General features: G+C 51.7%; 21 protein-coding genes and 1 pseudogene. 11 read left to right on the top strand and 11 right to left on the bottom strand.

All coding sequences use genetic code 11. From position 1 onward, the window contains the following. Positions 1-9: 9 nt before the first annotated feature. From HG1285_RS09835 to thiO, 4 genes are all read right to left on the bottom strand, one after another. Positions 10-729, bottom strand: a complete 720-nt coding sequence (locus HG1285_RS09835) for a carbon monoxide dehydrogenase beta subunit family protein (RefSeq protein ID WP_008287368.1) — start codon at positions 727-729, stop codon at positions 10-12. 119 nt (positions 730-848) lie between these two features. After that, positions 849-1,286, bottom strand: a complete 438-nt coding sequence (locus HG1285_RS09840) for a hypothetical protein (RefSeq protein WP_008287367.1) — start codon at positions 1,284-1,286, stop codon at positions 849-851. After that, positions 1,283-2,656 carry a phosphomethylpyrimidine synthase ThiC gene (thiC, locus tag HG1285_RS09845; protein ID WP_008287366.1) on the bottom strand — a complete coding sequence of 458 codons (1,374 nt, stop codon included), beginning with the start codon at positions 2,654-2,656 and terminating at the stop codon, positions 1,283-1,285. The genes HG1285_RS09840 and thiC overlap by 4 nt, the downstream gene beginning before the upstream one ends. A gap of 80 nt (positions 2,657-2,736) precedes the next feature. Continuing rightward, on the bottom strand, positions 2,737-3,792 hold the full coding sequence (thiO, locus tag HG1285_RS09850) for a glycine oxidase ThiO (RefSeq protein ID WP_008287365.1): 1,056 nt from the start codon (positions 3,790-3,792) through the stop codon (positions 2,737-2,739). Between the two features lie 53 nt (positions 3,793-3,845). Here thiO and HG1285_RS09855 point away from each other — a divergent pair, with 53 nt between their 5' ends. From HG1285_RS09855 to HG1285_RS09870, 4 genes are read left to right on the top strand one after another with little or no spacing between them, the layout of a single operon-like run. Next, complete coding sequence (locus HG1285_RS09855; RefSeq protein WP_008287364.1) at positions 3,846-5,522, top strand: carbon starvation protein A; 1,677 nt, start codon at positions 3,846-3,848, stop codon at positions 5,520-5,522. After that, positions 5,519-5,761, top strand: a complete 243-nt coding sequence (locus tag HG1285_RS09860) for a cory-CC-star protein (RefSeq protein ID WP_008287363.1) — start codon at positions 5,519-5,521, stop codon at positions 5,759-5,761. The genes HG1285_RS09855 and HG1285_RS09860 overlap by 4 nt, the downstream gene beginning before the upstream one ends. Positions 5,762-5,792: 31 nt before the next feature. After that, positions 5,793-5,972: a twin-arginine translocase TatA/TatE family subunit gene (locus HG1285_RS09865; RefSeq protein ID WP_008287362.1), complete on the top strand. Its 180-nt coding sequence runs from the start codon at positions 5,793-5,795 to the stop codon at positions 5,970-5,972. Further along, complete coding sequence (locus tag HG1285_RS09870) at positions 5,972-6,208, top strand: twin-arginine translocase TatA/TatE family subunit (RefSeq protein ID WP_008287361.1); 237 nt, start codon at positions 5,972-5,974, stop codon at positions 6,206-6,208. Before HG1285_RS09865 ends, HG1285_RS09870 begins: the two co-directional genes overlap by 1 nt. Here HG1285_RS09870 and HG1285_RS17375 read toward each other — a convergent pair. Genes HG1285_RS17375 through HG1285_RS09880 form a run of 3 tightly spaced genes read right to left on the bottom strand, consistent with a single transcriptional unit; the run spans position 6,205 to position 7,747 of the window. Then, the gene (locus HG1285_RS17375) at positions 6,205-6,861 is read right to left on the bottom strand and encodes a GGDEF domain-containing protein (RefSeq protein ID WP_008287360.1); all 657 of its coding nucleotides are present in this window, start codon (positions 6,859-6,861) and stop codon (positions 6,205-6,207) included. The two genes, HG1285_RS09870 and HG1285_RS17375, sit on opposite strands and share 4 nt — an antisense overlap. 11 nt (positions 6,862-6,872) lie before the next feature. Then, on the bottom strand, positions 6,873-7,559 hold the full coding sequence (gene rsmI, locus HG1285_RS09875) for a 16S rRNA (cytidine(1402)-2'-O)-methyltransferase (RefSeq protein ID WP_008287359.1): 687 nt from the start codon (positions 7,557-7,559) through the stop codon (positions 6,873-6,875). Then, positions 7,559-7,747 (bottom strand): 4-oxalocrotonate tautomerase family protein, encoded by a 189-nt coding sequence (locus HG1285_RS09880; protein ID WP_008287358.1) that lies wholly within the window; start codon positions 7,745-7,747, stop codon positions 7,559-7,561. The genes rsmI and HG1285_RS09880 overlap by 1 nt, the downstream gene beginning before the upstream one ends. 39 nt (positions 7,748-7,786) lie before the next feature. Here HG1285_RS09880 and HG1285_RS18130 point away from each other — a divergent pair. Next, positions 7,787-9,127, top strand: a pseudogene (locus tag HG1285_RS18130) (MFS transporter). On the opposite strand, the gene cysM reads toward HG1285_RS18130, so the two are convergent. Continuing rightward, positions 9,128-10,081: a cysteine synthase B gene (cysM, locus tag HG1285_RS09885; protein ID WP_008287355.1), complete on the bottom strand. Its 954-nt coding sequence runs from the start codon at positions 10,079-10,081 to the stop codon at positions 9,128-9,130. A 9-nt stretch (positions 10,082-10,090) separates the two neighbouring features. Further along, positions 10,091-10,942 carry a family 1 encapsulin nanocompartment shell protein gene (locus HG1285_RS09890; protein ID WP_032496612.1) on the bottom strand — a complete coding sequence of 284 codons (852 nt, stop codon included), beginning with the start codon at positions 10,940-10,942 and terminating at the stop codon, positions 10,091-10,093. A gap of 84 nt (positions 10,943-11,026) precedes the next feature. Between HG1285_RS09890 and HG1285_RS09895 the strand changes: the two genes are divergently transcribed. The 6 genes from HG1285_RS09895 to HG1285_RS20480 are packed head-to-tail and all read left to right on the top strand — an operon-like array spanning position 11,027 to position 17,489. Then, on the top strand, positions 11,027-11,926 hold the full coding sequence (locus tag HG1285_RS09895; RefSeq protein ID WP_008287353.1) for an MBL fold metallo-hydrolase: 900 nt from the start codon (positions 11,027-11,029) through the stop codon (positions 11,924-11,926). A gap of 2 nt (positions 11,927-11,928) precedes the next feature. Continuing rightward, on the top strand, positions 11,929-12,684 hold the full coding sequence (locus HG1285_RS09900) for an MBL fold metallo-hydrolase (RefSeq protein ID WP_008287352.1): 756 nt from the start codon (positions 11,929-11,931) through the stop codon (positions 12,682-12,684). A gap of 3 nt (positions 12,685-12,687) precedes the next feature. Continuing rightward, positions 12,688-13,560 (top strand): methyl-accepting chemotaxis protein, encoded by an 873-nt coding sequence (locus HG1285_RS09905; protein WP_008287351.1) that lies wholly within the window; start codon positions 12,688-12,690, stop codon positions 13,558-13,560. Further along, positions 13,560-13,856, top strand: coding sequence for a 4a-hydroxytetrahydrobiopterin dehydratase (locus HG1285_RS09910; protein ID WP_008287349.1), 297 nt, complete (start codon positions 13,560-13,562; stop codon positions 13,854-13,856). The genes HG1285_RS09905 and HG1285_RS09910 overlap by 1 nt, the downstream gene beginning before the upstream one ends. Before the next feature lie 17 nt (positions 13,857-13,873). Then, on the top strand, positions 13,874-17,371 hold the full coding sequence (rgy, locus tag HG1285_RS09915) for a reverse gyrase (RefSeq protein ID WP_008287348.1): 3,498 nt from the start codon (positions 13,874-13,876) through the stop codon (positions 17,369-17,371). Beyond that, positions 17,364-17,489, top strand: a complete 126-nt coding sequence (locus tag HG1285_RS20480) for a hypothetical protein (RefSeq protein WP_008287347.1) — start codon at positions 17,364-17,366, stop codon at positions 17,487-17,489. The genes rgy and HG1285_RS20480 overlap by 8 nt, the downstream gene beginning before the upstream one ends. Here the strand turns inward: HG1285_RS20480 and HG1285_RS09920 are convergent. Together HG1285_RS09920 and HG1285_RS09925 are read right to left on the bottom strand one after the other, a co-directional pair. Next, positions 17,486-18,445: a bifunctional phosphoglucose/phosphomannose isomerase gene (locus tag HG1285_RS09920; RefSeq protein ID WP_008287346.1), complete on the bottom strand. Its 960-nt coding sequence runs from the start codon at positions 18,443-18,445 to the stop codon at positions 17,486-17,488. The genes HG1285_RS20480 and HG1285_RS09920 overlap by 4 nt on opposite strands. Beyond that, positions 18,445-19,617 (bottom strand): tRNA (guanine(10)-N(2))-dimethyltransferase, encoded by a 1,173-nt coding sequence (locus HG1285_RS09925; protein ID WP_008287345.1) that lies wholly within the window; start codon positions 19,615-19,617, stop codon positions 18,445-18,447. The genes HG1285_RS09920 and HG1285_RS09925 overlap by 1 nt, the downstream gene beginning before the upstream one ends. Between the last annotated feature and the right edge of the window lie 8 nt (positions 19,618-19,625).

Here is a 19,625-nt window from a genome sequence, read left to right as displayed (position 1 = left end):
CTCCTAATATTACTCAGATTCTTCTACGACCTCACCCCTTCTGGGCATAAGGAGAGCTGCGTACTCTCCAAAGTCAAGGGGAGACACCTTCGTCCACTCCTCTTTGGGCAGGGACGGGTTCTCTGGGGGCGGAGTGGGTTCCCACTCAATTCCCAGCTCGTTCCTAACCTGTACGAGGACGTCCTTGAACTTCCTTATCTCTTCAGCGTGGACGTCTCTCAGCGAGACCATGGCGTCCTCGTGACCCATCTCAGCGCATAGGGCTATCGTGAAACAGTTGGTTCCAGCCCTTATCATCCTCAGCGAAAGGTTCGCGTAGTGACAGTGAACGCCAACGAATATACAGGCTTCTATCTTGTTGTGGAGTATGGTAAGGTTAGGGTGGTTGGGGTTTATTTCCGCTTCAGGGTCTATCTTGGGGTACTTGGGTCTGTAGTCAGGCATGGGGATTATCCTGCAGTTGGGGATCTCCATGGCGAGCTCAAGGACAGCCTTCGCCTTCTCCATAGCACCCGCGTTCCATCCCCACAGGACTAAGGGTCCCGGGAATATGGTGGGGTTTCTCTTGGTGAGCATAGCCTTTGCCGCCTCTCTCATGGCGGTCTCTTCGTCAACTATCTCACCGTAAAGGAGAGCTTTTCCGGGCTCTGGCAGTTCAACACCCATGAAAGCTCCCGGTTCGGGCATATAGCCCGATGGTCCTGGTGTGATAAGCTTCTCTTTATCCATTACTTGACCTCCGCTCTCTTCTAAAGGAATGCCTACAATTTATAAGGATTTCCTTATATTGTCAAGGCAAAAAGTATGAGATACATCAACACGCTAAAACATTGTTTTATTTACAGCCCTTAGGCTTCCTTTATAGCCTCAAGTAAACATTCCCTCATGAGCTCCTCCGAGGGGTTGCCCATGTCAAAGAGGGTGTCAAAGTCCTTTCCGTATCCGAGGCTGGTGAGCCTGTCCATAAGTAGGCGGTATATGTTTTTGAGACCTTCCTTCATACTTATACCTTCTTCAAACACGTAGAGCTCATCGTCTTCCCTGTAGAAGCTTAGCCCGTAGTCCTTCGGGTTTTCAACCTCAAACTCAACCCCCACTGCAAAGGCTTTCCCGTGATTTACGGCGCTCTCTTCTGGTAGGTAGTGTTCCGCGTAACAGCTGAGCTTTTGAGCTTGGAAGAGATTTTTGTCGGTGGGCACTGCAACTATGTACAGTGCCCCTTCCTGCATTGCTTCACCTTTATCGTTCCTGCCGACCAGCTGTATGAAGTAAGTCCACGACCTCATGGTGCCACCCAGTTGTCCTTAGCGAGCAGTTCCTCGGGTTCTACTTTTTCCTGAACCTTCTGGGATATCTTGTAGGAGCAGAACTCCGGTCCGCACATGGAGCAGAACTTGGCGGTCTTGTAGCCGTCCTGTGGTAGGGTCTCGTCGTGGTATGCCTTCGCGGTTTCCGGATCCATAGCGAGCTCAAACTGCCTGTTCCAGTCAAAGGCATATCTCGCCTTAGACATCTCCAAATCCCAGTCCCTTGCCCCGGGCCAGTGCTTAGCCACATCCGCAGCGTGGGCGGCTATCTTGTACGCCAAGACACCATGCTTGACGTCCTCAATATTGGGAAGACCGAGGTGTTCTTTGGGAGTTATGTAACAGAGCATAGATGCCCCCACTGAACCGGCAACCGCAGCACCTATGGCGCTTCCTATGTGATCGTATCCGGGTGCCACGTCGAGGACGAGAGGACCCAGTATGTAGAAGGGAGCTTCCTTACACCAGAGTTGCTGGATCTTCATGTTGAACTCAACCTCGTTGAGAGGAACGTGTCCGGGACCTTCTACCATGACTTGGACGTCGTGCTTCCATGCCTTTTCGGTCAGCTCTCCGAGTACTTTAAGCTCTCCCAGTTGAGCGTCATCGGTGGCGTCTTCAATACAGCCGGGTCTGAGAGCGTCTCCAAGAGAGAAGGAGACGTCGTACTTCTTGAATATGTCGCATATCTTGTCAAAGTGGGTGTAGAGAGGGTTTTCCTTGTCATGTTCTGTCATCCACTGGGCGAGTATGGCACCGCCTCTGGAGACGATACCCATAACCCTGTGTTGAACCGCGGGCAGGTGCTCTCTCAGTATCCCCGCGTGTATGGTCATATAGGAGACACCCTGCCTTGCCTGTTCCTCTATAACGTCAAGCATCAGGTCTATGGTTAGAGCCTTTATGTCTCCTTTGGCTATCTTCCAAGCCTCGTATATGGGAACGGTTCCCACGGGAACCGTGCTCGCCTCTATTATCGCTTGGCGTGTTTCGGGTATTGCATCACCGGTGGAGAGATCCATTATCGTGTCCGCCCCGAACTTTATGGCGACCTTAGCCTTCTCTATCTCGGTGGGTATGTCTGAGGCGAGTCCGGAGTTTCCTATGTTGGCGTTCACTTTGACCTTGGAGTTCATTCCTATACACATGGGCTCTAGGTGTAGGTGGTTGACGTTTGCGGGTATTATCATCCGCCCGCGTGCTACTTCCTGACGGACGAACTCCGGGTGTAGCCCCTCCCTACGGGCTACGTACTCCATCTCCTCGGTGACTATGCCCTGACGGGCTAAGTGCATCTGGCTTTTATTCTTAAACTTGCTTCTTTTTTCAACCCACTCAGCTCTGAGCATATCCTTCCTCCTATGATTTGGACTTTAAAAAAATAAAAACCTTTTCTCCAAATAACAATATGATTTTTGACGGTTTTGGTTCACAGTGAGGAAAACCTATCCGGGGAGAAGGCTTCAAAATACTTTGATACCTTGCCCTTCTCTAAGAGCTCAAGTATGATGTTGGCGCTCGCCGGTGCCCAGAGTATCCCGTTCCTGTAATGTCCCGTCAGGATAGCGAAGTTGTCCCCGAGGGAGAACACAGGTTTCTCGTCGGGAGTTGCCGGTCTGAAGCCCACCCTGACGTCAAGGAGCTCAGACCTTGCCAAAGCGGGAACTACTCTGATAGCTCCCTCCATCAGGGACTTTATGCCTTCAAGGGTTGTCCTGCTGTCAAAGCCTGCATCCTCCGAGGTTGCCCCCACGAGTATGTGGTTTTCCTTGGGTATTATGTAGGAAGCTGTTGAGTAGTAAACTCTCTCCAGTTCAAGACCCTTGACCTTGAGTATCTGACCTTTCACAGGATAGACGGGCACCTTCAGGAGGGACCTGCTCCATGCCCCTGCGGTGAAAACGTAGAAGTCCGCACCGTAGGTATCTCTGTAACCCTTTACACCTTTTATTGTGTCCCCTTCCCTTTCCAGCTCTGTTATGTCGTCTATGAGTATCTTGACCTTCAGGTTCTCACAGGCGAAGAGTAGGGCGTCCATGAGCTTCTCTGCGTCCACGTTGCCCTCCTCCCTGAACAGAAAGCCTCCCATCGGCTCCTCAGACAGATGTTCAGGGAGTTCTTCAGAGGACAGTTCCTCAACCTCGTAGCCCATACGCCGGTAGAGATCAGCCTTCCCCTTCAGAAAGCTGTATTCCTCTTCCCCGAGAGCGAGACGGAGTATGCCGTTCCTCACATAGAAGAGCTTTAATCTGGAGACCTCCTCAAGCCTCTTTATGAAGTCCGAGTATAGATTGAGGCTATCTATTGAAAAGTTCAACAGGTCGCCTTCAAGACCCTCCGAGAAAGGCGCGAGCATGCCGCCGGCGACCCACGAGGTTCCCTCTTCGTAGTTCCTCGTTACGACCCTTACCTCGTGTCCTGCGAGGGCGAGCTCAAAGGCGGTGGAGAGACCCACCACACCGCTTCCGACTATAAGGATATTCATAGGTTTTTAATATAAAACACACGCCCTTCAAGGCGTTTTATAATCTCAGAACTATGGGTGCTGTGGGCATCATAGCCTTCGCCTTCTTCTCTTACCTCGTTGGCTACCTTTTTTACTCAAGGTACCTTGCGGAGAGGGTTTTCGCCCTTGACGATTCAAAGAAGACTCCCGCCCACGAACTTGAGGACGGTGTTGACTACGTCCCCACGAACAGGTGGATACTCCTCGGACACCACTTCACCTCCATCACGGGTGCGGGACCCATAGTTGGTCCTGCAATAGCGGTTATATGGGGCTGGTTGCCCGCTCTGCTCTGGGTCGTCCTCGGTGCAGTTTTCATAGGTGCCGTCCATGACTTCGGTGCCCTCGTTACATCGGTGAGGCACAAGGGCAGGTCTATAGGCAGCGTTCTGGGCGAGTACGCTGGGGAGAGGGCAAGGGTGGTTTTCCTCCTGCTCATACTCGCCCTCGCCATTCTGGTGAACGCTGTCTTTGCCTTCGTAATAGCCTTACTCTTCATAAAGTTCCCTTCCAGCGTTATACCTGCCTGGAGCATAATCCCCCTCGCCCTCCTCTTCGGGCTGAGCGTTTACAGGCTGAGGATAAACTTTCTTATACCCACCGTGTTTTTCCTGCTTCTGCTGTACACTTCCATATACGTGGGTAACCTGTATCCCCTTGATATAAAGCCCGTTGCAAACGCTCTCGGGCTTGAAGCCATAATGCTCTGGATAGTTGTCCTCTTTACGTACACGTTCTTTGCCTCCTCCCTACCGGTGTGGCTTCTCCTGCAACCCCGTGATTTCCTGAACGGACTTCAGGTGGTAATACTACTCTTTCTCATATACCTTGGGGCTTTCGTGGCAAACCCCTCTGTCTCCGCCCCTGCCTTCAATCCAAGCCCCGAAGGTGCGCCCCCCATATTTCCCTTCCTTTTCATAACGATAGCCTGTGGTGCCCTAAGTGGTTTCCACGCCCTCGTCTCCTCGGGAACGACTTCAAAACAGCTGTTTAGGGAGAGGGATGCGAGGACTGTTGGATACCTCGGTTTTCTGGGAGAGAGCTCCCTTGCGGTAGCTGTGATAATAGCCTGTACGGCGGGTATTGCCATGTTCTCCGCGGACAGGTTCGCCGAGCTCTACTCTTCTTGGGCTAGTATAAAGAAATCCGCAGTCCCGGCGGTGGTGGAAGGGGGAGCCAACCTGATATCATCCCTCGGTATAAACATGGAGCTCTCCAGAACACTGATAGCCACACTGATAGTCCTGTTTTCGGCGACCACGATGGATACGAGCGTAAGGATACAGAGGTACATACTGAACGAGCTCGGACAGATTTACTCAATAAAGCCCTTAAAGAACGCCTGGTTTGCTTCCCTCGTTGCCGTTCTGACCTCTATGGGTCTCGTCTTAGCCAAGGAAGGCGGTAAGGGGGGTCTCTTGTTCTGGCCGGTCTTTGGAGCCGCCAACCAGCTCTTGGCAGGACTCGCCTTGCTCGTGACCTTCCTCTACCTTAGAAGAGAAGGGAGACCTACGCTGCCAGTGCTTCTTCCCCTCGTGGGTGTTCTGGTTATAACCTCCCTCGCCATGTTTATGAACCTTGTGAACAACGCCCTTAAGGGTGATTACCTGCTGGCGGGTGTGAGCGGGATAATCCTCATCCTTGAGGTGGCTATAATACTTGAGTCTATCCACGCTCTCAGGTCGGAGAGCAAGGGAGTGCAGGCGTGAATCTATCCCGTTTATTCTCCGAGTTTTACAGGCTCAAGTTCGGTCAGGAGTTCTCAAGGGAAGCCCGCAGGCTTGACGAGGTGTTCCTCTTCTTCCTCTTCTCGGACTACTTTGGTCTTCCAAACCCTTACAAGTTCCTCCTTTTAGAGGCTTACCCCCAGCTCCTTGAGGAGTTTCACGCATGGCACAGGAGGATGGGTATGGAGCACTCTCCCTTGGAGTGGATAAGGTGCTGTTGAAAGGTTATATTAAATAGCAGGAGGTTTGTGAATGCACTTTCCTTTACCTTGGCAGCTTCTCCTAGTACTTCTTATCGTGGTGGTTATATTCGGGGCTTCAAGACTTCCCCAGCTCGGCAGATCTCTGGGAGAGGGTATAAAGAACTTTAAGAAGGGACTCTCGGAAGAGGAGGAAGAGAAGCCTAAATTGAATAAAAAGGAGGAAGAGTGATGCCCTTTATAGGCAACATTTCAATTCCGGAGCTTCTGATAATCCTCGCCATCGTCTTCGTTCTCTTTGGTGCTTCCCGCATACCGGAGGCTGGTAAAGCTCTCGGTGCAGGCATAAGGAACTTCAAGAAAGCCCTCTCGGGAGAGATAGAGGTTGAAGAGGACGAAAAGAAGATAAAGGAAGTAAAGGCGGAGGAGGTTAAGGAAGACAAGAAGGAAGAGGCTAAGGCTGGCTAACCCGCCAGCACCCTGTTTTTGCCCTCTCTCTTAGCCTGGTAGAGTTTACCGTCTGCCCTGCTCAACAGGTTGCTCACATCGTCCCCCTCTCTAAGCTGGGCGACCCCAACGCTTATGCTCACGCTGCCGATCGGTTCAAAGTAGGTCTCCTCCACAACCCTCCTCAGCCTCTCCATGACCTTAACCGCCGTGTTCAGAGGCGTATCGGGCATAACCACGACAAACTCCTCTCCACCGAACCTCCCCACCATGTCCGTTGAACGCAGGTTCCTCCTTATCAGGGAAGCGAGCGATTTAAGCACTTCGTCACCTGCCACGTGTCCGTAGGTGTCGTTTATAAACTTAAAGTCGTCAAGGTCTATGACCGCCACTGAGAGGGGTGTTCCATTTCTCTTAGCCCGGTTGAACTCAAAGTCCAGAAAGTTCATTATTTCCCGCCTGTTGGGCAAACCCGTGAGCGGGTCTGTTGAGGCGAGCTCCTTGAGTTTCTTCTCTTTCTCTTTAAGAGAGCTATGCAGACCTATCAGCGCGGAGAATCCGGCTCCGAACAGAATACCCACTAGAAAGGGAACTATGTACTGATAGGGCTCTGTCTTCTCTATGCCCATCACGAACCTGTGGTGGACGTAAGATGCAAGAAGAGTAACGCCCACCGAGGCGACCGTTAGTAAGCCGTATAGAACTTTTTTTCTCTGAATAGCACCACCACCTCTCCCTTTATGTTCTTTCTTTTTTCAAGCTCTTCAATGACCTCCGATAGGTCTCCCCTTATGTACTCTTCATGTATCTTTGTCAGCTCACGAGCCACACACACCCACACATCTCCGAAAACTTCCCCTATGAGCTGTAAGGTCTTTACCAGACGCTTTGGGGACTCGTATATTACGAAAGTGGCAGACTCGCACGATAACAACTCTTCAAAGAACCCTCTCTTGCCCTTCTTGGGCGGAAAGCCTGCGAACACGAACCTGTCGGTGGGAAGACCGGAACCAACGAGAGCCGTTATCACCGCTGATGGTCCGGGCAGGACTTCTACCTCTATGCCCTCCCTTATACAGGTTCTTACGAGCCTGAAGCCCGGGTCGGATATGCCGGGCGTGCCCGCGTCCGATACCAACGCCACATCCTTTTCCCTGAGCACGCTGATAATGCGTGGTATCTGTTTTTCCTCTCTGGGCTCATAGTAGGATATGAGCTTTTTATTCCTTATGTCGTAGTGGTTAAGGAGTATCTTTACCCTCCGTGTGTCCTCACAGGCTATATATTCCACCTCTTTGAGGACTTCTAAAGCCCTTAGGGTTATGTCCCTGAGGTTACCTATGGGAGTGGGGACTACGTAAAGCTTACCCATCAATCTCTGTCAGAGAGCAGCTTTCCCTCCTTACCCCAGTTGTCCCTGTCCACCTCTTCTATGACCACGTAGGTTGCGGAGGGCGGTTTGCCAGCCACCTCTTCCAGAAGTTTGGTAACGCCTTCCACTATCTTCCTCTTCTGGTCTTTGGTGAGCTTTCCCGCCACCTTAACGTTGACGTAGGGCATGGCTTATATATTACCACTCCTCTATACTTTCTTACCGGTATGCGTTTTATAGAGACTGATATAACCTGCCGCCTTGATGCCCTGCCCTGGAGCGGGTTTCACACAAGGTTTCTGGTCGCCTTGGGCGTGACTTGGATCTTGGACGCCTTTGAGGTGGTGATAGTCGGCAACGTGCTGGGCAGTATGACCAAGAGCCTGAACCTAACACCCCTGCAGGGCAGTCTCGTCATAAGCGGTTTTCTGGTAGGAGCTATACTCGGATCTTTCCTCTTCGGATACCTTGCGGACAGGTACGGCAGGAAGAAGGTATTCATACTTACGCTGTTGCTCTACTCTCTCGGAACCTTTCTCACCGGCTTCGCTTGGGACTTTTACAGCGCCTTCCTGCTAAGGGTTGTGGCGGGTGCGGGCATAGGTGGGGAGTTCGCAGCCATACACTCCGCCATAGATGAGTTCGTCCCCGCCCGCCACAGAGGAAAAGTGGACGGCTTCGTGGTAGCTTCCTAGAACGTGGGAAGTATCCTCGCTTCCCTTGTGGCTATGGCTCTGCTGGAGAATCTTGATCCCGAGTGGGGTTGGAGGTTCGCCTTCTTCTTGGGCGGTGTTATAGCCCTCCTTATCGTATGGGTCAGGAGGAGCGTTCCCGAGTCCCCCAGATGGCTGCTATCTAAAGGTATGGATGAGGAAGCCGAGAAGATAGTGAGGTCTCTTGAAGTGGAAGCCGGTAAAACTTTCAGGGCTGAGAGGTGCTCTGTCCCCGTGTTTGACGGAGGTCTACTTGAGGGTATGAGGCTTATACTGGGAGGCTACCGCTGGCGGTTTGTGTTTGCAAGCTCCCTTAGCCTCACCATACTCACCACTTACTACGGGCTCGTGAGCTTGCTGCCTATAAGCCTCGCCCCAGCCATGGGCTTACCTCCCGAGAGCGTCCCCACCCTGTTTATGATGGGTAGTGTGGGCGGTTTCTTCGGAGGAGTGGTGGTAGCTATATTTGCAGACCTTCTGGGTAGGAAGGCGACGGGTCTCGGCATAGCCATACTCTCAGCCCTTGCTACCCTTACGCTCGTTCACCTTGATAACTTCTACGTCGCCTTTGCCATATACTCCTTCATAGCCTTCTCTTTTGCCAGCGTTGCTTACGTGAGCGCCATGGAGATATTCCCCTCCCACGTGAGAGCTACCGCCATAGGACTTATATCCATCATAGGTAGGCTGGGAGGCGTGGTGGCTCCGCCCCTTCTCGTGAGTCTCTCTCAGCATAACTACGCCTACGGCGTCTATGGACTCTTCGCCTTCTGGCTTGTGGGAGTTATCGCATACCTTCTCTGGAGTATGTTCGGCGTGGAGGCTAAGGGAAAGTCCATAGAGGAGATAACCTGATCACTCAAAGAGTGCGGTGGTGAGATACTTCTCTCCTCCGTCCGGGAATACGGTGACTATCACTCCCTTCTCTCCCCTCTCGGTAAGCTCCCTTGCGAGCTTTATACATGCCCAGAGTGCAGCACCCGAGGACTGACCCACGAATATGGCTTCTTCTTTCACCAGCCTTCTCGCCCACTCGTAGGCGTCTTCCGTCTCCACGAATATAGTCCTGTCAAGAAAGTTCTCATCAAATATGCCCGGCTTTATGGAGCTCTCTATGTGCTTGAGCCCCTCTATTCCGTGAAAAGGGTAGGCTGGCTGAACGCCTATCACCTGTATGTTCTGGTCGTAAACCTTGAGCCTTCTTCCCGTTCCCATTATGGTTCCGCCCGTTCCTATGCCAGCTACGAAGTGGGTTACCCTGCCCTCGGTCTGGTTCCATACCTCTATGCCCGTAGAGTAGAAGTGTGCCCTCCAGTTTGCCGGATTGTTGTACTGGTCAAGGTAAACGTATCTGTCCGGGTTCTTCTCTACCAGTTCTCTCACGTAGATGATCGCCCCGTCGGTGCCCTCAAGAGGGTCTGTGAGATACACCTTCGCCCCGTAAGCCTGTATTATCTTCTTCCTCTCCTCACTCACGTTGGCAGGCATGGCGAGTTCCACAGGTATGCCGAGCGCTGAACCCACCATGGCGAGGGCTATACCGGTGTTGCCGGAGGTGGCATCTATAACCACCTTACCTTCGGTGATTATTCCCTCCTTCTGGGCGGTCAGGAACATGGATAGTGCGGGTCTGTCTTTCACCGAACCGCCGGGATTGAAGCTCTCAAGCTTTGCGTATATCTCCACATCGGGAGATATGTCTTCGGGAATGACCTTGCTTATTTTTACCAGCGGTGTGTTGCCTACGAGGTTGAGGACGGAATTCCTTGCTTTCCGGTAAGGCTCATCGTGCTGTCCAAGAACCCACATTTAGAAGCTTTACTTCCCCTTTCCTATAACGAGTATTGAACCGGGTCTCTTTATTCTCAAGGCGACCATCTCCATCACCCTGAAGAGGTGGTTCATGTTGGAAGACTCCACGTAAGCCACCGACACATCTTGAGCCACCACGAGGTCAAAGTTCTGAGGACCTGCGGATACCAAGAGTGCCCTGTTGTCGGGAATTATGGGTGTTTGAAGGACGTCTTTGACCACCTTCTTTATCTGCTCTATCTCAAGAAGTCCTGTGTTGTCGTGCATCCTGTTGAGCTGGAAGTACTGCTTAGGGTTCACTACCAGATAGTAATTCCCGTAAAAGCCCTGTTCCACCAGCTTGGAGATACCCTCTATCACATCGCTGAAGGCGTTACCTACCTTAGACCAATCGCTCATGGACATGGAATTTACACCCTCGGCTGTCATCAAGCCCTCAAGACCGAGGTTCTTGTTACCCAGAAGTATCAGTGTGTCCTCCGCAACCGCGGTGGCGACCGCCGCAGCAACCGCGTTGGAGGTGTCTATGGGCATGTTGAACTGCCTGAAGTATTCAAGGTCTCTCCATGATATTACGAAGTCCTTGTATATGGTGGGTATTGGTATGTGCTTCCTAACACCCGTCCTGACGGGTTCGCAGGTCTCGTACTCCTGACCCGGCTTTATCTCACACACGCCCGGCTCCATGCCGTATATGACATCGTAGGAAACCATCTGATGACCGGGTCCTATGGGTCCCATCACGGGAACGAATCTCCTGCATACCAGATTTTCCTTAGCTACCTTGACCACAGCCTCATCTATCTGTTCCCACTCCTCCTGGGTCAGAGGCGCTTCGTCTCTTCCGAGAAAGTCCATCTTCATCACCCCCTTTCTTTGTGCTACACCTAAATTATAAGTGAATTATCCTTAAGTGCTGACCTCCAAAGGAGGGGTGTAGATATGGTAAGGAGCTTTATAGTTGTGCTCTTCTTCCTGTCTGTGGCTCTCGGTATGGAGCTACAGAAGGTAGGAGACAGGATCTACATGGCTAAGGGGGGTTACGGACTGCCTTCCAAAGAGAACAGGGGTTTTATATCAAACGCCTACGGCGTGCTTACGAGAGAGGGTTGGGTCGTTATAGATACCCTATCAACTCCCGAGCTTGCGAGGGAGTTCATTTCAGAGCTGAAAAAGGTAAAAGATGCTCCTATCCTTTACGTTATCGTGACCCACTACCACATGGATCACTGGTTTGGGATAGCTCCCTACAAAGAGGAGGGAGCCAAGTTCATAGCCCACACAAACCTCAAAGAGTTTTACGAAGATGGAAGTGCGGACATGGTGCTTGAGGGTGCTCAGAAGTCCTTCGGGGTGTTCGGGAGCGTTAAGCTGTTCCCGCCGGACATAGTTGTGGACAGCAGGGTTAAGCTCAGGGTGGGCGGAGATGTGATAGAGATAATCCCCATGACACCCGCCCATACCAATACAGACCTCGTCATAAGGGTTGGCAGTTTTTACTTCGTCGGGGACCTCGTGTCTTACAAGAGGATACCCTTTATGGGGGACAGGAACGTGTCCACGAAGGCGTGGCTTGAGGTTCTTGATAGGATAAGGAAGTTAAGACCTAAGGTTCTCTTGGGAGGACATGGAGACCCCATGGACAAGAAGGCGATTGCCTGGACGAGAGATTACATAACCTTCGTGAGGGAAGAGGTCAGAAGGCTGAAGGACGAGGGACTCTTCATAGACGAGGTGAAGGAGAAGCTGAAGGACTCACCCTTCAAGGACTCAAAGATGTACGAAGTCTTCCACATGAGGAACGTTTACAGTGTGTTCAACGAGCTTGATATGGAGCTTTGATCATGAGTGCACAGGTTCTATACGAAGACAGCGACCATAAGTTCATCTGGCTCAAGTGGGATCAGGAAGAGGAAGGCGAGCTCGTTCAGACCAACCAGTTCTTGATAATCAACAGAGGAAAGGGGGTTCTCCTTGATCCCGGTAGTGTTTACGTCCTACCGGAGGTCATAGCTTCCGTATCCGAACACATAGACTTGGACAGGATAGAGTACATCTTCTACACCCACCAAGACCCGGATGTGAGCTCTGGCATACCCGTGTGGTTGGAAAACACCAACGCTAAGGTCTATATATCTAAGCTGTGGACGAGATTTCTGCCTCACTTCGGTTTGATGGACACCAGCAGGATAGTGGGTATAGAGGACAAGGGAGGTGAGATAACCCTCGGAACGGGCGATAAACTCCTTCTGATACCCGCCCACTTTCTCCACTCAACGGGTAACTTCACCCTCTTTGATACGAGATCCCGCATTCTATTTTCGGGAGACATAGGCGCTTCCGTATTTCCCAAGGGAGAGTCTTACTCCTTCGTTGAAGACTTTGATAGACACCTGCCCTACACGGAGGGCTTCCACAGAAGATACATGGCGTCCAAAAGAGCCTGTAGGATATGGGTGAACATGGTTAAGAAACACAACCCTCAGATGATAGCTCCTCAGCACGGGGCGCTCTTTAAGGGTGAGTCGGTAAACCGCTTTCTTGATTGGCTCTCTGATCTTGATTGTGGCGTGGACATATTAGAAAAGATAGTGGAGTAAGGCATGTTTTCACTCTTTAGGAAAAAGGAAACCCATCGGGAAGAGGTCAAACCTCAAGATACCACCTACACCACCCAAACCCTGAAGAAAGTCTCCCAAAGGTTGTGGAAGCTCGTTCACACCAAGGTAGCCTCAAGGCACATGTTCAAGTTCTTCACCAAGGAAATCCGTAACGTTAGGGAAACGGGTTTAGGCATAAGCACCGCCATAGACGAGTTCACCCAAACCATAAGAGCTCTCACGGAGAGCATAGTGGGTATCAAAGAAGAGATAGACACCCTTACGGAAGAGGTATCTCAAGCGAGAGAGGTTATAGTAAACGAAGCCAAAGGGATAGTGAGCGTACGGGAGGAACTAAAGACCTACAACCACACACTCCTAAAAGCCCACGACTCCTTTGAGAGCATAAAGGACTCGGTCAGGGAGATAAACTCTATAGCTGAGCAAACCAACATGCTCGCTTTGAATGCTTCCATAGAGGCTGCAAGGGCTGGGGAGAGCGGAAGGGGATTCGCCATAGTTGCCGAAGAGGTTCGCAAGCTCGCCAACAGGACGGACGGATTCGCCAACTCCATAAACGAGAAGATAGAATCCTTGGACGAGGACATCAAAGAGCTCTCCAACAGAATGGCGATACTTGCCAAGAACCTTGAGAAGGTGATCATACTTTTTGAGGACATAGACAGAAGATCGGAGGCAAACTCCAAGTCAATAGAGAACATAAAGGGTCACATCAGCGAGATAGCCACAGCGGTGGAGGAGCAAAACGCAACCGCCAGCGAGATAGCTACCAACGTGAGCGGACTGATGAAGAACATGGAACTCCTTGAGCACAAGATAAAAGCTGTTATAGACACCATGGGAGTGGAGAAGTGATGAAAGTTCTTAGCAAGGAAGAGATAGATAAAGATCTCTCCGAACTGGAAGGCTGGGAACTTGGCGATGGGTACATACACAAGGAGTTTAATACCAAGAACTGGAAGACTACCATATTCGTGGTAAACACCATAGCAGGGCTGGCAGAAGCCCATTGGCACCATCCGGATCTTGAGGTGAGCTTCAAAAAGGTGAGGGTGAAACTGACCACCCACGAGGCGGGTGGTGTGACGGAGAGGGACATAAAACTGGCTAAGGAGATAGACCGGCTCGTTGGAGACGTCCTGAAGCACTGAGGCTTTATAATTTCCCTATGAGCCTCCTGATAGTGGAGAGAGGTTGCCCCAACTGTGGGGGAGCCATAAGCGATGAGAGGCTCGGGAGGGGTCTTCCCTGTTACAGATGTCTTCCAGAACCCTCGGATGATGTGTGTGGGGCGCTGGGTAGTCTCCACAGGCTCAAAGCTTTACTTCCCTTCTGCGAAACCGAGAGGAGACTCTCCGAGTTTGAGAAGTTCTTTGAGAAAGCTGTGGGAGCTCGTCCCTGGAGCCTACAGAGGCTCTGGGCTAAGAGGGTCTTCATGGGACACTCCTTTGCGGTGGTGGCGCCTACGGGTGTTGGGAAGACCACCTTCGGTTTGGTCAGCGCCCTATTCCTTAAGCCCAAGGTTCTCCTGATATTCCCCACGAGGATACTCGCCAGTCAGGCTGGCAACAGGCTCAAGGAGTTGTCCGAGAAGCTCGGTGTAGATAAGAACGTCCTCGTTTACGAGTCAAGGAAGAAGGTCAGGGAGAGGTTCTTGGCGGGTGACTTTGATGTTCTCTGTGGGACTAACATGTTCCTGCACAAGAATTTTGAGAACCTGACCAGGTTCTCTTTCAGCCTAATATTCATAGACGACATAGACTCATTCCTGAAGCGTTCCAAAAACGTGGATAACCTCTTTAAGCTCCTCGGCTTCAGCGAGTCCGAACTGAAGCTCGCCCTCAAGGAGAACAAGACCGAGAAGGACTGGGAAAGGCTGTCTAAGATAAGGCAGAGGAAGCGGGATACGGTTCTAGTGGTCTCTTCGGCGACCCTGAAGCCCAAGGGAAACAGGGTGTTCCTCTTCAGAAACCTGCTCGGCTTTGAGGTTCAGAAGGCTGTAACCACCCTGAGGAACATAGTAGACGTGGCACAGCCCGTTAAAGACCTGCAAGAAGCCCTTGAGAGTTCCGCTGATCTTATAAGGAGGCTGGGCAGGGGAGGTCTCGTTTACATCTCCGTATTCTACGGGAAGGAGAAGGTCAACGAGGTCGTTGAGTTTTACAGGAGCAGAGGTTTGAAGGCTATAAGCTACCTTGACTACGAGCCTAAGGAGCTCTACGAAACCCTTGAAAAGGGTGACTTTGATGTGGCAGTGGGTATATCCCACATAACCAACCCCCTCGTGAGGGGTCTTGACCTTCCCCACGTAATAAGGTATGCGATCTTCCTTGATCCTCCAAAGCACATGTTCCCCACCGAACTCAGCCTGCAACCCTCTCTACTCCACTCCTTGCTCCTGACCTTGTTAAACCTGTTCAGTGAAGAAGACCGCCTGAAGGCGGTGGAGTACATAAACTACACAAGGCGCTATCTGACCCTTAGGGAAGAGCTGCTTGACAGGTATCCCCGCGTGAAGGAGAGGCTTGAGGAGATAAAGGAGTTCCTTGACAGGTACCTCTCCGACGAGGAGTTTATGGGAAAGATAGAACGCTCCGAGGACATATCCCTCGTCAGGAAGGAGGGGAAGTTATACGTTGTCGTGGGTGATGCCAACTCTTACATTCAGGCTTCGGGAAGAACCTCCCGGTTCATAGCGGGCGGCATGACGAAGGGGCTCTCCGTGCTCTTCTACTCAGACCCGAAGGCTTTCAACTCCTTAAGAAGGAGACTCTCCGCCTACTTCATGCAGTCAGACGTTGAGTTTAAGAGACTTGAGGAGATAGACCTTGACAAGCTCCTTAGGGAGATAGACGAGGACAGAAAAAGGGCGAGGCTCGTTCTTGAAGGTAAAGTTGTCCAGGAGATTAAAGACCTATTCAAAACCACCCTCGTGGTGGTTGAGTCTCCCAACAAGGCGAGGACGATAGCGAGTTTCTTCGGGAAGCCCCAGATGAGGCTCATAAAGGACAGCGTGGCTTACGAAGTTCCCCTCGGCGAGAGGTTATTGGTGATAACGGCGTCCCTCGGGCACGTCCTTGACCTCGTGACCGACAAGGGGTTCTTCGGAGTTATAGCTGAGAACGGTAAGTTCACTCCCGTCTACGATACTATAAAGAGGTGCAAGCCCCAGGGGCTTCAGCACACAGACCTGGACTACCTTAAGAGGCGGTGCAGGGGAAAGGTTGAAGACAAGCTCAGTGTCGTAGAGGCTTTGAGAGAGGCTGGGTATGAGGTTGACGAGGTCTTTATAGCCACAGACCCGGACGCGGAAGGTGAGAAGATAGCCTACGACCTTTACCTTCTCGTTAGACCGTTCAACGCGGAAGTGAAGAGGGCGGAGTTTCACGAGGTAACACCTAAGGCTTTCAGAGAGGCTGTTGAGAACCCGAGAGAGCTGGATACGAACCTTGTGAAAGCCCAGATAGTCAGGCGTGTCCTTGACAGGTGGGTTGGCTTCACCCTATCAAGGGTTCTCTGGAAGGTCTTCGGAAAGAACTGGTTCTCGGCGGGCAGGGTTCAGACCCCCGTCCTTGGCTGGATAATAGAACGTTATAAGAAGTCCAAGGAGAAGAAGGGGGAGGTCGTATTTGAGGTGAACGGACATACCTTCAGGGCTGAGATAGAAGACCTTGATGTGGCAAGGAGCGTTTACGAGGAGCTTGAGCTGGCGAGGGTTTATACCCACTCTCCCCGTGAGGTGGAGAAGAGACCTCTGCCCCCGTACGCAACGGACACTCTCCTTGAGGATGCGAGCGAGAGGTTGAAGCTCTCCGCCCAGGAGACCATGAAGCTCCTCCAGAGCCTCTTTGAGGCTGGTCTGATAACCTACCACAGGACGGACTCCACCCGCGTCTCCGAAGCCGGCAGGTATACGGTAGCTAAACCTTACATAAGCGAGAAGTTCGGAGAGGAGCTCTTCTATCCGAGAAGCTGGGGAGAGGGCGGCGCCCACGAGTGCATAAGACCAACAAGACCCGTGGATCCCTCAAACTTGAGGTTTATGATCACGGCGGGTTTGATTGAGCTGGAAGAACCCAACAGGGCTTTGAGCCTGTATGAGCTCATATTCAAGCGCTTTATGGCATCCCAGATGAGACCTGCAAAGGTCGTGGCGGAGACCCTTCGCGTGGAACTCCCTTACTACGAGTGGGAAGAGGAGGTCGTTACTGAGGTAATAGAGCACGGCTTTGACCTGATCTTTCCCACCTTCAGGCTCTTTGAGAAGAGGATACCCTATGAGATCAAGCCCGTAGGTATGAGAGAAGTCCCCAAGGTTCCCCTATTTACCCAAGGGACTCTCATACAGGAGATGAAGAAAAAGGGTCTGGGTAGACCTTCAACATACGCCCACATAGTCCAGACGCTCCTTGATAGGGGTTACGTGAAGGAGGTAAAGGGAAGGCTCTTCCCAACTAAGATGGGAATGGAGGTCTACAGCTACCTGAGAGAGCACTATCCTAACTACGTCAGTGAGGAGCTTACGAGGGAGCTTGAGAGAGCTATGGACATGGTTGAGAAGGGAGAGGCTGACTACATGGAGATACTGAAAGAGGCATACAGGGTGAAGGATATACTGAAAGAGCTGGGAGAGGTTAAAGCGCCGGAGAGGTTCTACTATGAGTGAGGTCGTGGCTCTAATTCTGTTTATAGGTCTTTTGCACGGTGTTCTCTTTATATACTGGAAGGGGATGGGCTCAGCCCGGAAGAAGAAGTACGAGAAGATGTACGGGAAGGAGGATTAACCCTTTGAGAGCTCCTCCTTTATCCTCTCTATCGTACTCACAGGAAGGGGTTCAAACCCGTACTTCCCCGCAAGGTAGTAGCTCGCCCAGTCACCCACGTGTATGAGGTGTAGAGTCCTTGCGAGGTAGGAGTTCCCGTCCCCGCCTATCGCTATGGGTACTATCCCAAAGTCCTTAAGGAGCTTTATCGTTATATCAACCCTTCTCCTGACCCTCTCGTGGTCTTTAGGGTCAAACATGACGACGAAGGCGCACTTGCTCCTTATCTCCGCATTCTCCAGCCCCATAACCTCGTTGTGGTGCATCTCGGGCAGGGTTGCGAAGTAAGCCTGTGTCTTTGAGTTCTCGTTTATCTGGGTCTTCCACCTGAAGGCTGCCACCTCTGTGAGGGGTGTTGAGTATATGACAGGTATGTAGCCGTAAAGCTTGTTCGCTATCTCCTCTCCCTTATTCTTTATATCCTCGTAAGAGTTCTTCAGGTTGTCCCGCGCGTCTTCAATCTCTTCCCTGTCTATACCGAGCACGGCAAGAACTCTGGAGAGCATGTATCCCAGAGCGAACCTCGGGGCAAAACCTTCTGGGACTTTCAGGTGGAGCACGCCACTGCTCTTGGCAAGCTCCTCTAACTTACCTCCGGAGCTAACGCATACTATCGTAGCCTGTCTCTGCATAGCCTCCTCAAAGTTGCTCACGGTCTCCTCGGTGTTTCCGCTGTAACTTATGCATACCACGAGGTTTTCCTCTCCTTTCACGCAGTTGGGGAGTCCGTATCCCCTGTGTGTGAGAGCTGGAACCTTACAGCCCCTGTGCTCCAGCCAGCTCTTGGCTATGTCGCCCACTATTCCAGAGCCACCCATTCCGCAGAAGGTTACGGTGTGGTAGAGGGAGAGGTCAATATCAAGCTTCTCCCACTCAAGCTGGTCTGGAAAACTCTTGAGCATCTCTTCCGGACTCATCACACCCCTCCTTTCAAACGCCGTTCTATTATACCCTTAAGCTCCTCTGACTTCTCAAGAACCTTAAGGTGATCAAGCCTCGTCCTGAATCCGTCGCCGGCAAAGTGGGTTCTCGTCCCCTCATAGAACTCAACCACCTTCCTTATGGGAGGCTGCTGGGGTATTCCCACCTTCTCGGAGAGCTTTGAGAGCAGGTAAAACCCAACAGTTTGCAGCTTTGATTCTTCCCATATAAGAGTCGTAATCCTCTTCGTCTCCTTGGAGACCTCTTCCCTCTCCTGAGCCTCTCTGTAAATGAAGTCTGTCATCTCCTCGTCCCATAGCTTCCCGAGCCACAGGGGACCCCCAACGCTGAAACGGGTACCGCACACGGGACAGAACTCCCTGACCTTCAGGACGTCAAAGACCGCTTCGCGGTTGAGACAGTTAAAGCAGTAAAGTATGTAGCCCACCTGGTCAATGAGCGAGTTGGTCAGCTTGGCGCCCCTGTCCTTCATGAAGAATAGCTTGAAGTAATGCAGATGGGAGTAGGCGAACATGGGTATCATCGCTATGTCGTGCTGGGCACCCAGCTCTATAACCTTCTTTATCAAGATTCTTATACCTACCTCGTGTTTAAACTCGTTTCTGAGAGGTCTCGCCCCGTACCTCCTTACGCAGGTCTTCGGGTAAGTTCCCGAGAGGGGTGCGGTGTCCGTTGCCGTAAGGCTGAGAAGCCCACCCCTCTTCATGCTTAGAGCCACGGACTCTACGAAGGGAACCGGCGTTCCGAAAGGATCAAGGTCAACGTAGTCAAAACCAAAGCCCCAGCTCTTTCTGAGGAAGTAGTTTGCCTCCTCCCTGTGGACTTCGTACTTCTCGGGGGGGACTTCGTTGAGCCTGAAGTTCTCCTCCATTATTTGAGCTGCCTTCTCGTTTATGTCGTTCGCGAACACCTTACCGACGCAGTCGGTCTCTTTCAAAAACCTTATAGATCTTATTCCACTCGCCGCTAAGGGGTCTGCGACCATGACCTCTCTGCCGAGCTTCCTGCACACGAACTCAAGTCCGAGGACGGCGAGGTCTCTGTTGACCCTCATTCTGGGGTTGTAAAAGACGGGCATGTCGGAGGAGACGATCTCTCTGAGCTCGGGAACACGGATCTTAGCCTTTCCCTCTTGGATTATTTTCATTCTTTTCC

Source organism: Hydrogenivirga sp. 128-5-R1-1 (genome assembly GCF_000171895.1).
This window is presented reverse-complemented; position numbering and strand designations above follow the sequence as displayed.

Coding starts and splice junctions, on each gene's coding strand:
- HG1285_RS09835 (WP_008287368.1), bottom strand. CDS start 729: ATGGATAAAGAGAAGCTTATCACACCAGGACCATCGGGCTATATGCCC.
- HG1285_RS09840 (WP_008287367.1), bottom strand. CDS start 1,286: ATGAGGTCGTGGACTTACTTCATACAGCTGGTCGGCAGGAACGATAAA.
- thiC (WP_008287366.1), bottom strand. CDS start 2,656: ATGCTCAGAGCTGAGTGGGTTGAAAAAAGAAGCAAGTTTAAGAATAAA.
- thiO (WP_008287365.1), bottom strand. CDS start 3,792: ATGAATATCCTTATAGTCGGAAGCGGTGTGGTGGGTCTCTCCACCGCC.
- HG1285_RS09855 (WP_008287364.1), top strand. CDS start 3,846: ATGGGTGCTGTGGGCATCATAGCCTTCGCCTTCTTCTCTTACCTCGTT.
- HG1285_RS09865 (WP_008287362.1), top strand. CDS start 5,793: ATGCACTTTCCTTTACCTTGGCAGCTTCTCCTAGTACTTCTTATCGTG.
- HG1285_RS09870 (WP_008287361.1), top strand. CDS start 5,972: ATGCCCTTTATAGGCAACATTTCAATTCCGGAGCTTCTGATAATCCTC.
- rsmI (WP_008287359.1), bottom strand. CDS start 7,559: ATGGGTAAGCTTTACGTAGTCCCCACTCCCATAGGTAACCTCAGGGAC.
- HG1285_RS09880 (WP_008287358.1), bottom strand. CDS start 7,747: ATGCCCTACGTCAACGTTAAGGTGGCGGGAAAGCTCACCAAAGACCAG.
- cysM (WP_008287355.1), bottom strand. CDS start 10,081: ATGTGGGTTCTTGGACAGCACGATGAGCCTTACCGGAAAGCAAGGAAT.
- HG1285_RS09890 (WP_032496612.1), bottom strand. CDS start 10,942: ATGGACTTTCTCGGAAGAGACGAAGCGCCTCTGACCCAGGAGGAGTGG.
- HG1285_RS09895 (WP_008287353.1), top strand. CDS start 11,027: ATGGTAAGGAGCTTTATAGTTGTGCTCTTCTTCCTGTCTGTGGCTCTC.
- HG1285_RS09900 (WP_008287352.1), top strand. CDS start 11,929: ATGAGTGCACAGGTTCTATACGAAGACAGCGACCATAAGTTCATCTGG.
- HG1285_RS09905 (WP_008287351.1), top strand. CDS start 12,688: ATGTTTTCACTCTTTAGGAAAAAGGAAACCCATCGGGAAGAGGTCAAA.
- HG1285_RS09910 (WP_008287349.1), top strand. CDS start 13,560: ATGAAAGTTCTTAGCAAGGAAGAGATAGATAAAGATCTCTCCGAACTG.
- rgy (WP_008287348.1), top strand. CDS start 13,874: ATGAGCCTCCTGATAGTGGAGAGAGGTTGCCCCAACTGTGGGGGAGCC.
- HG1285_RS20480 (WP_008287347.1), top strand. CDS start 17,364: ATGAGTGAGGTCGTGGCTCTAATTCTGTTTATAGGTCTTTTGCACGGT.
- HG1285_RS09920 (WP_008287346.1), bottom strand. CDS start 18,445: ATGAGTCCGGAAGAGATGCTCAAGAGTTTTCCAGACCAGCTTGAGTGG.
- HG1285_RS09925 (WP_008287345.1), bottom strand. CDS start 19,617: ATGAAAATAATCCAAGAGGGAAAGGCTAAGATCCGTGTTCCCGAGCTC.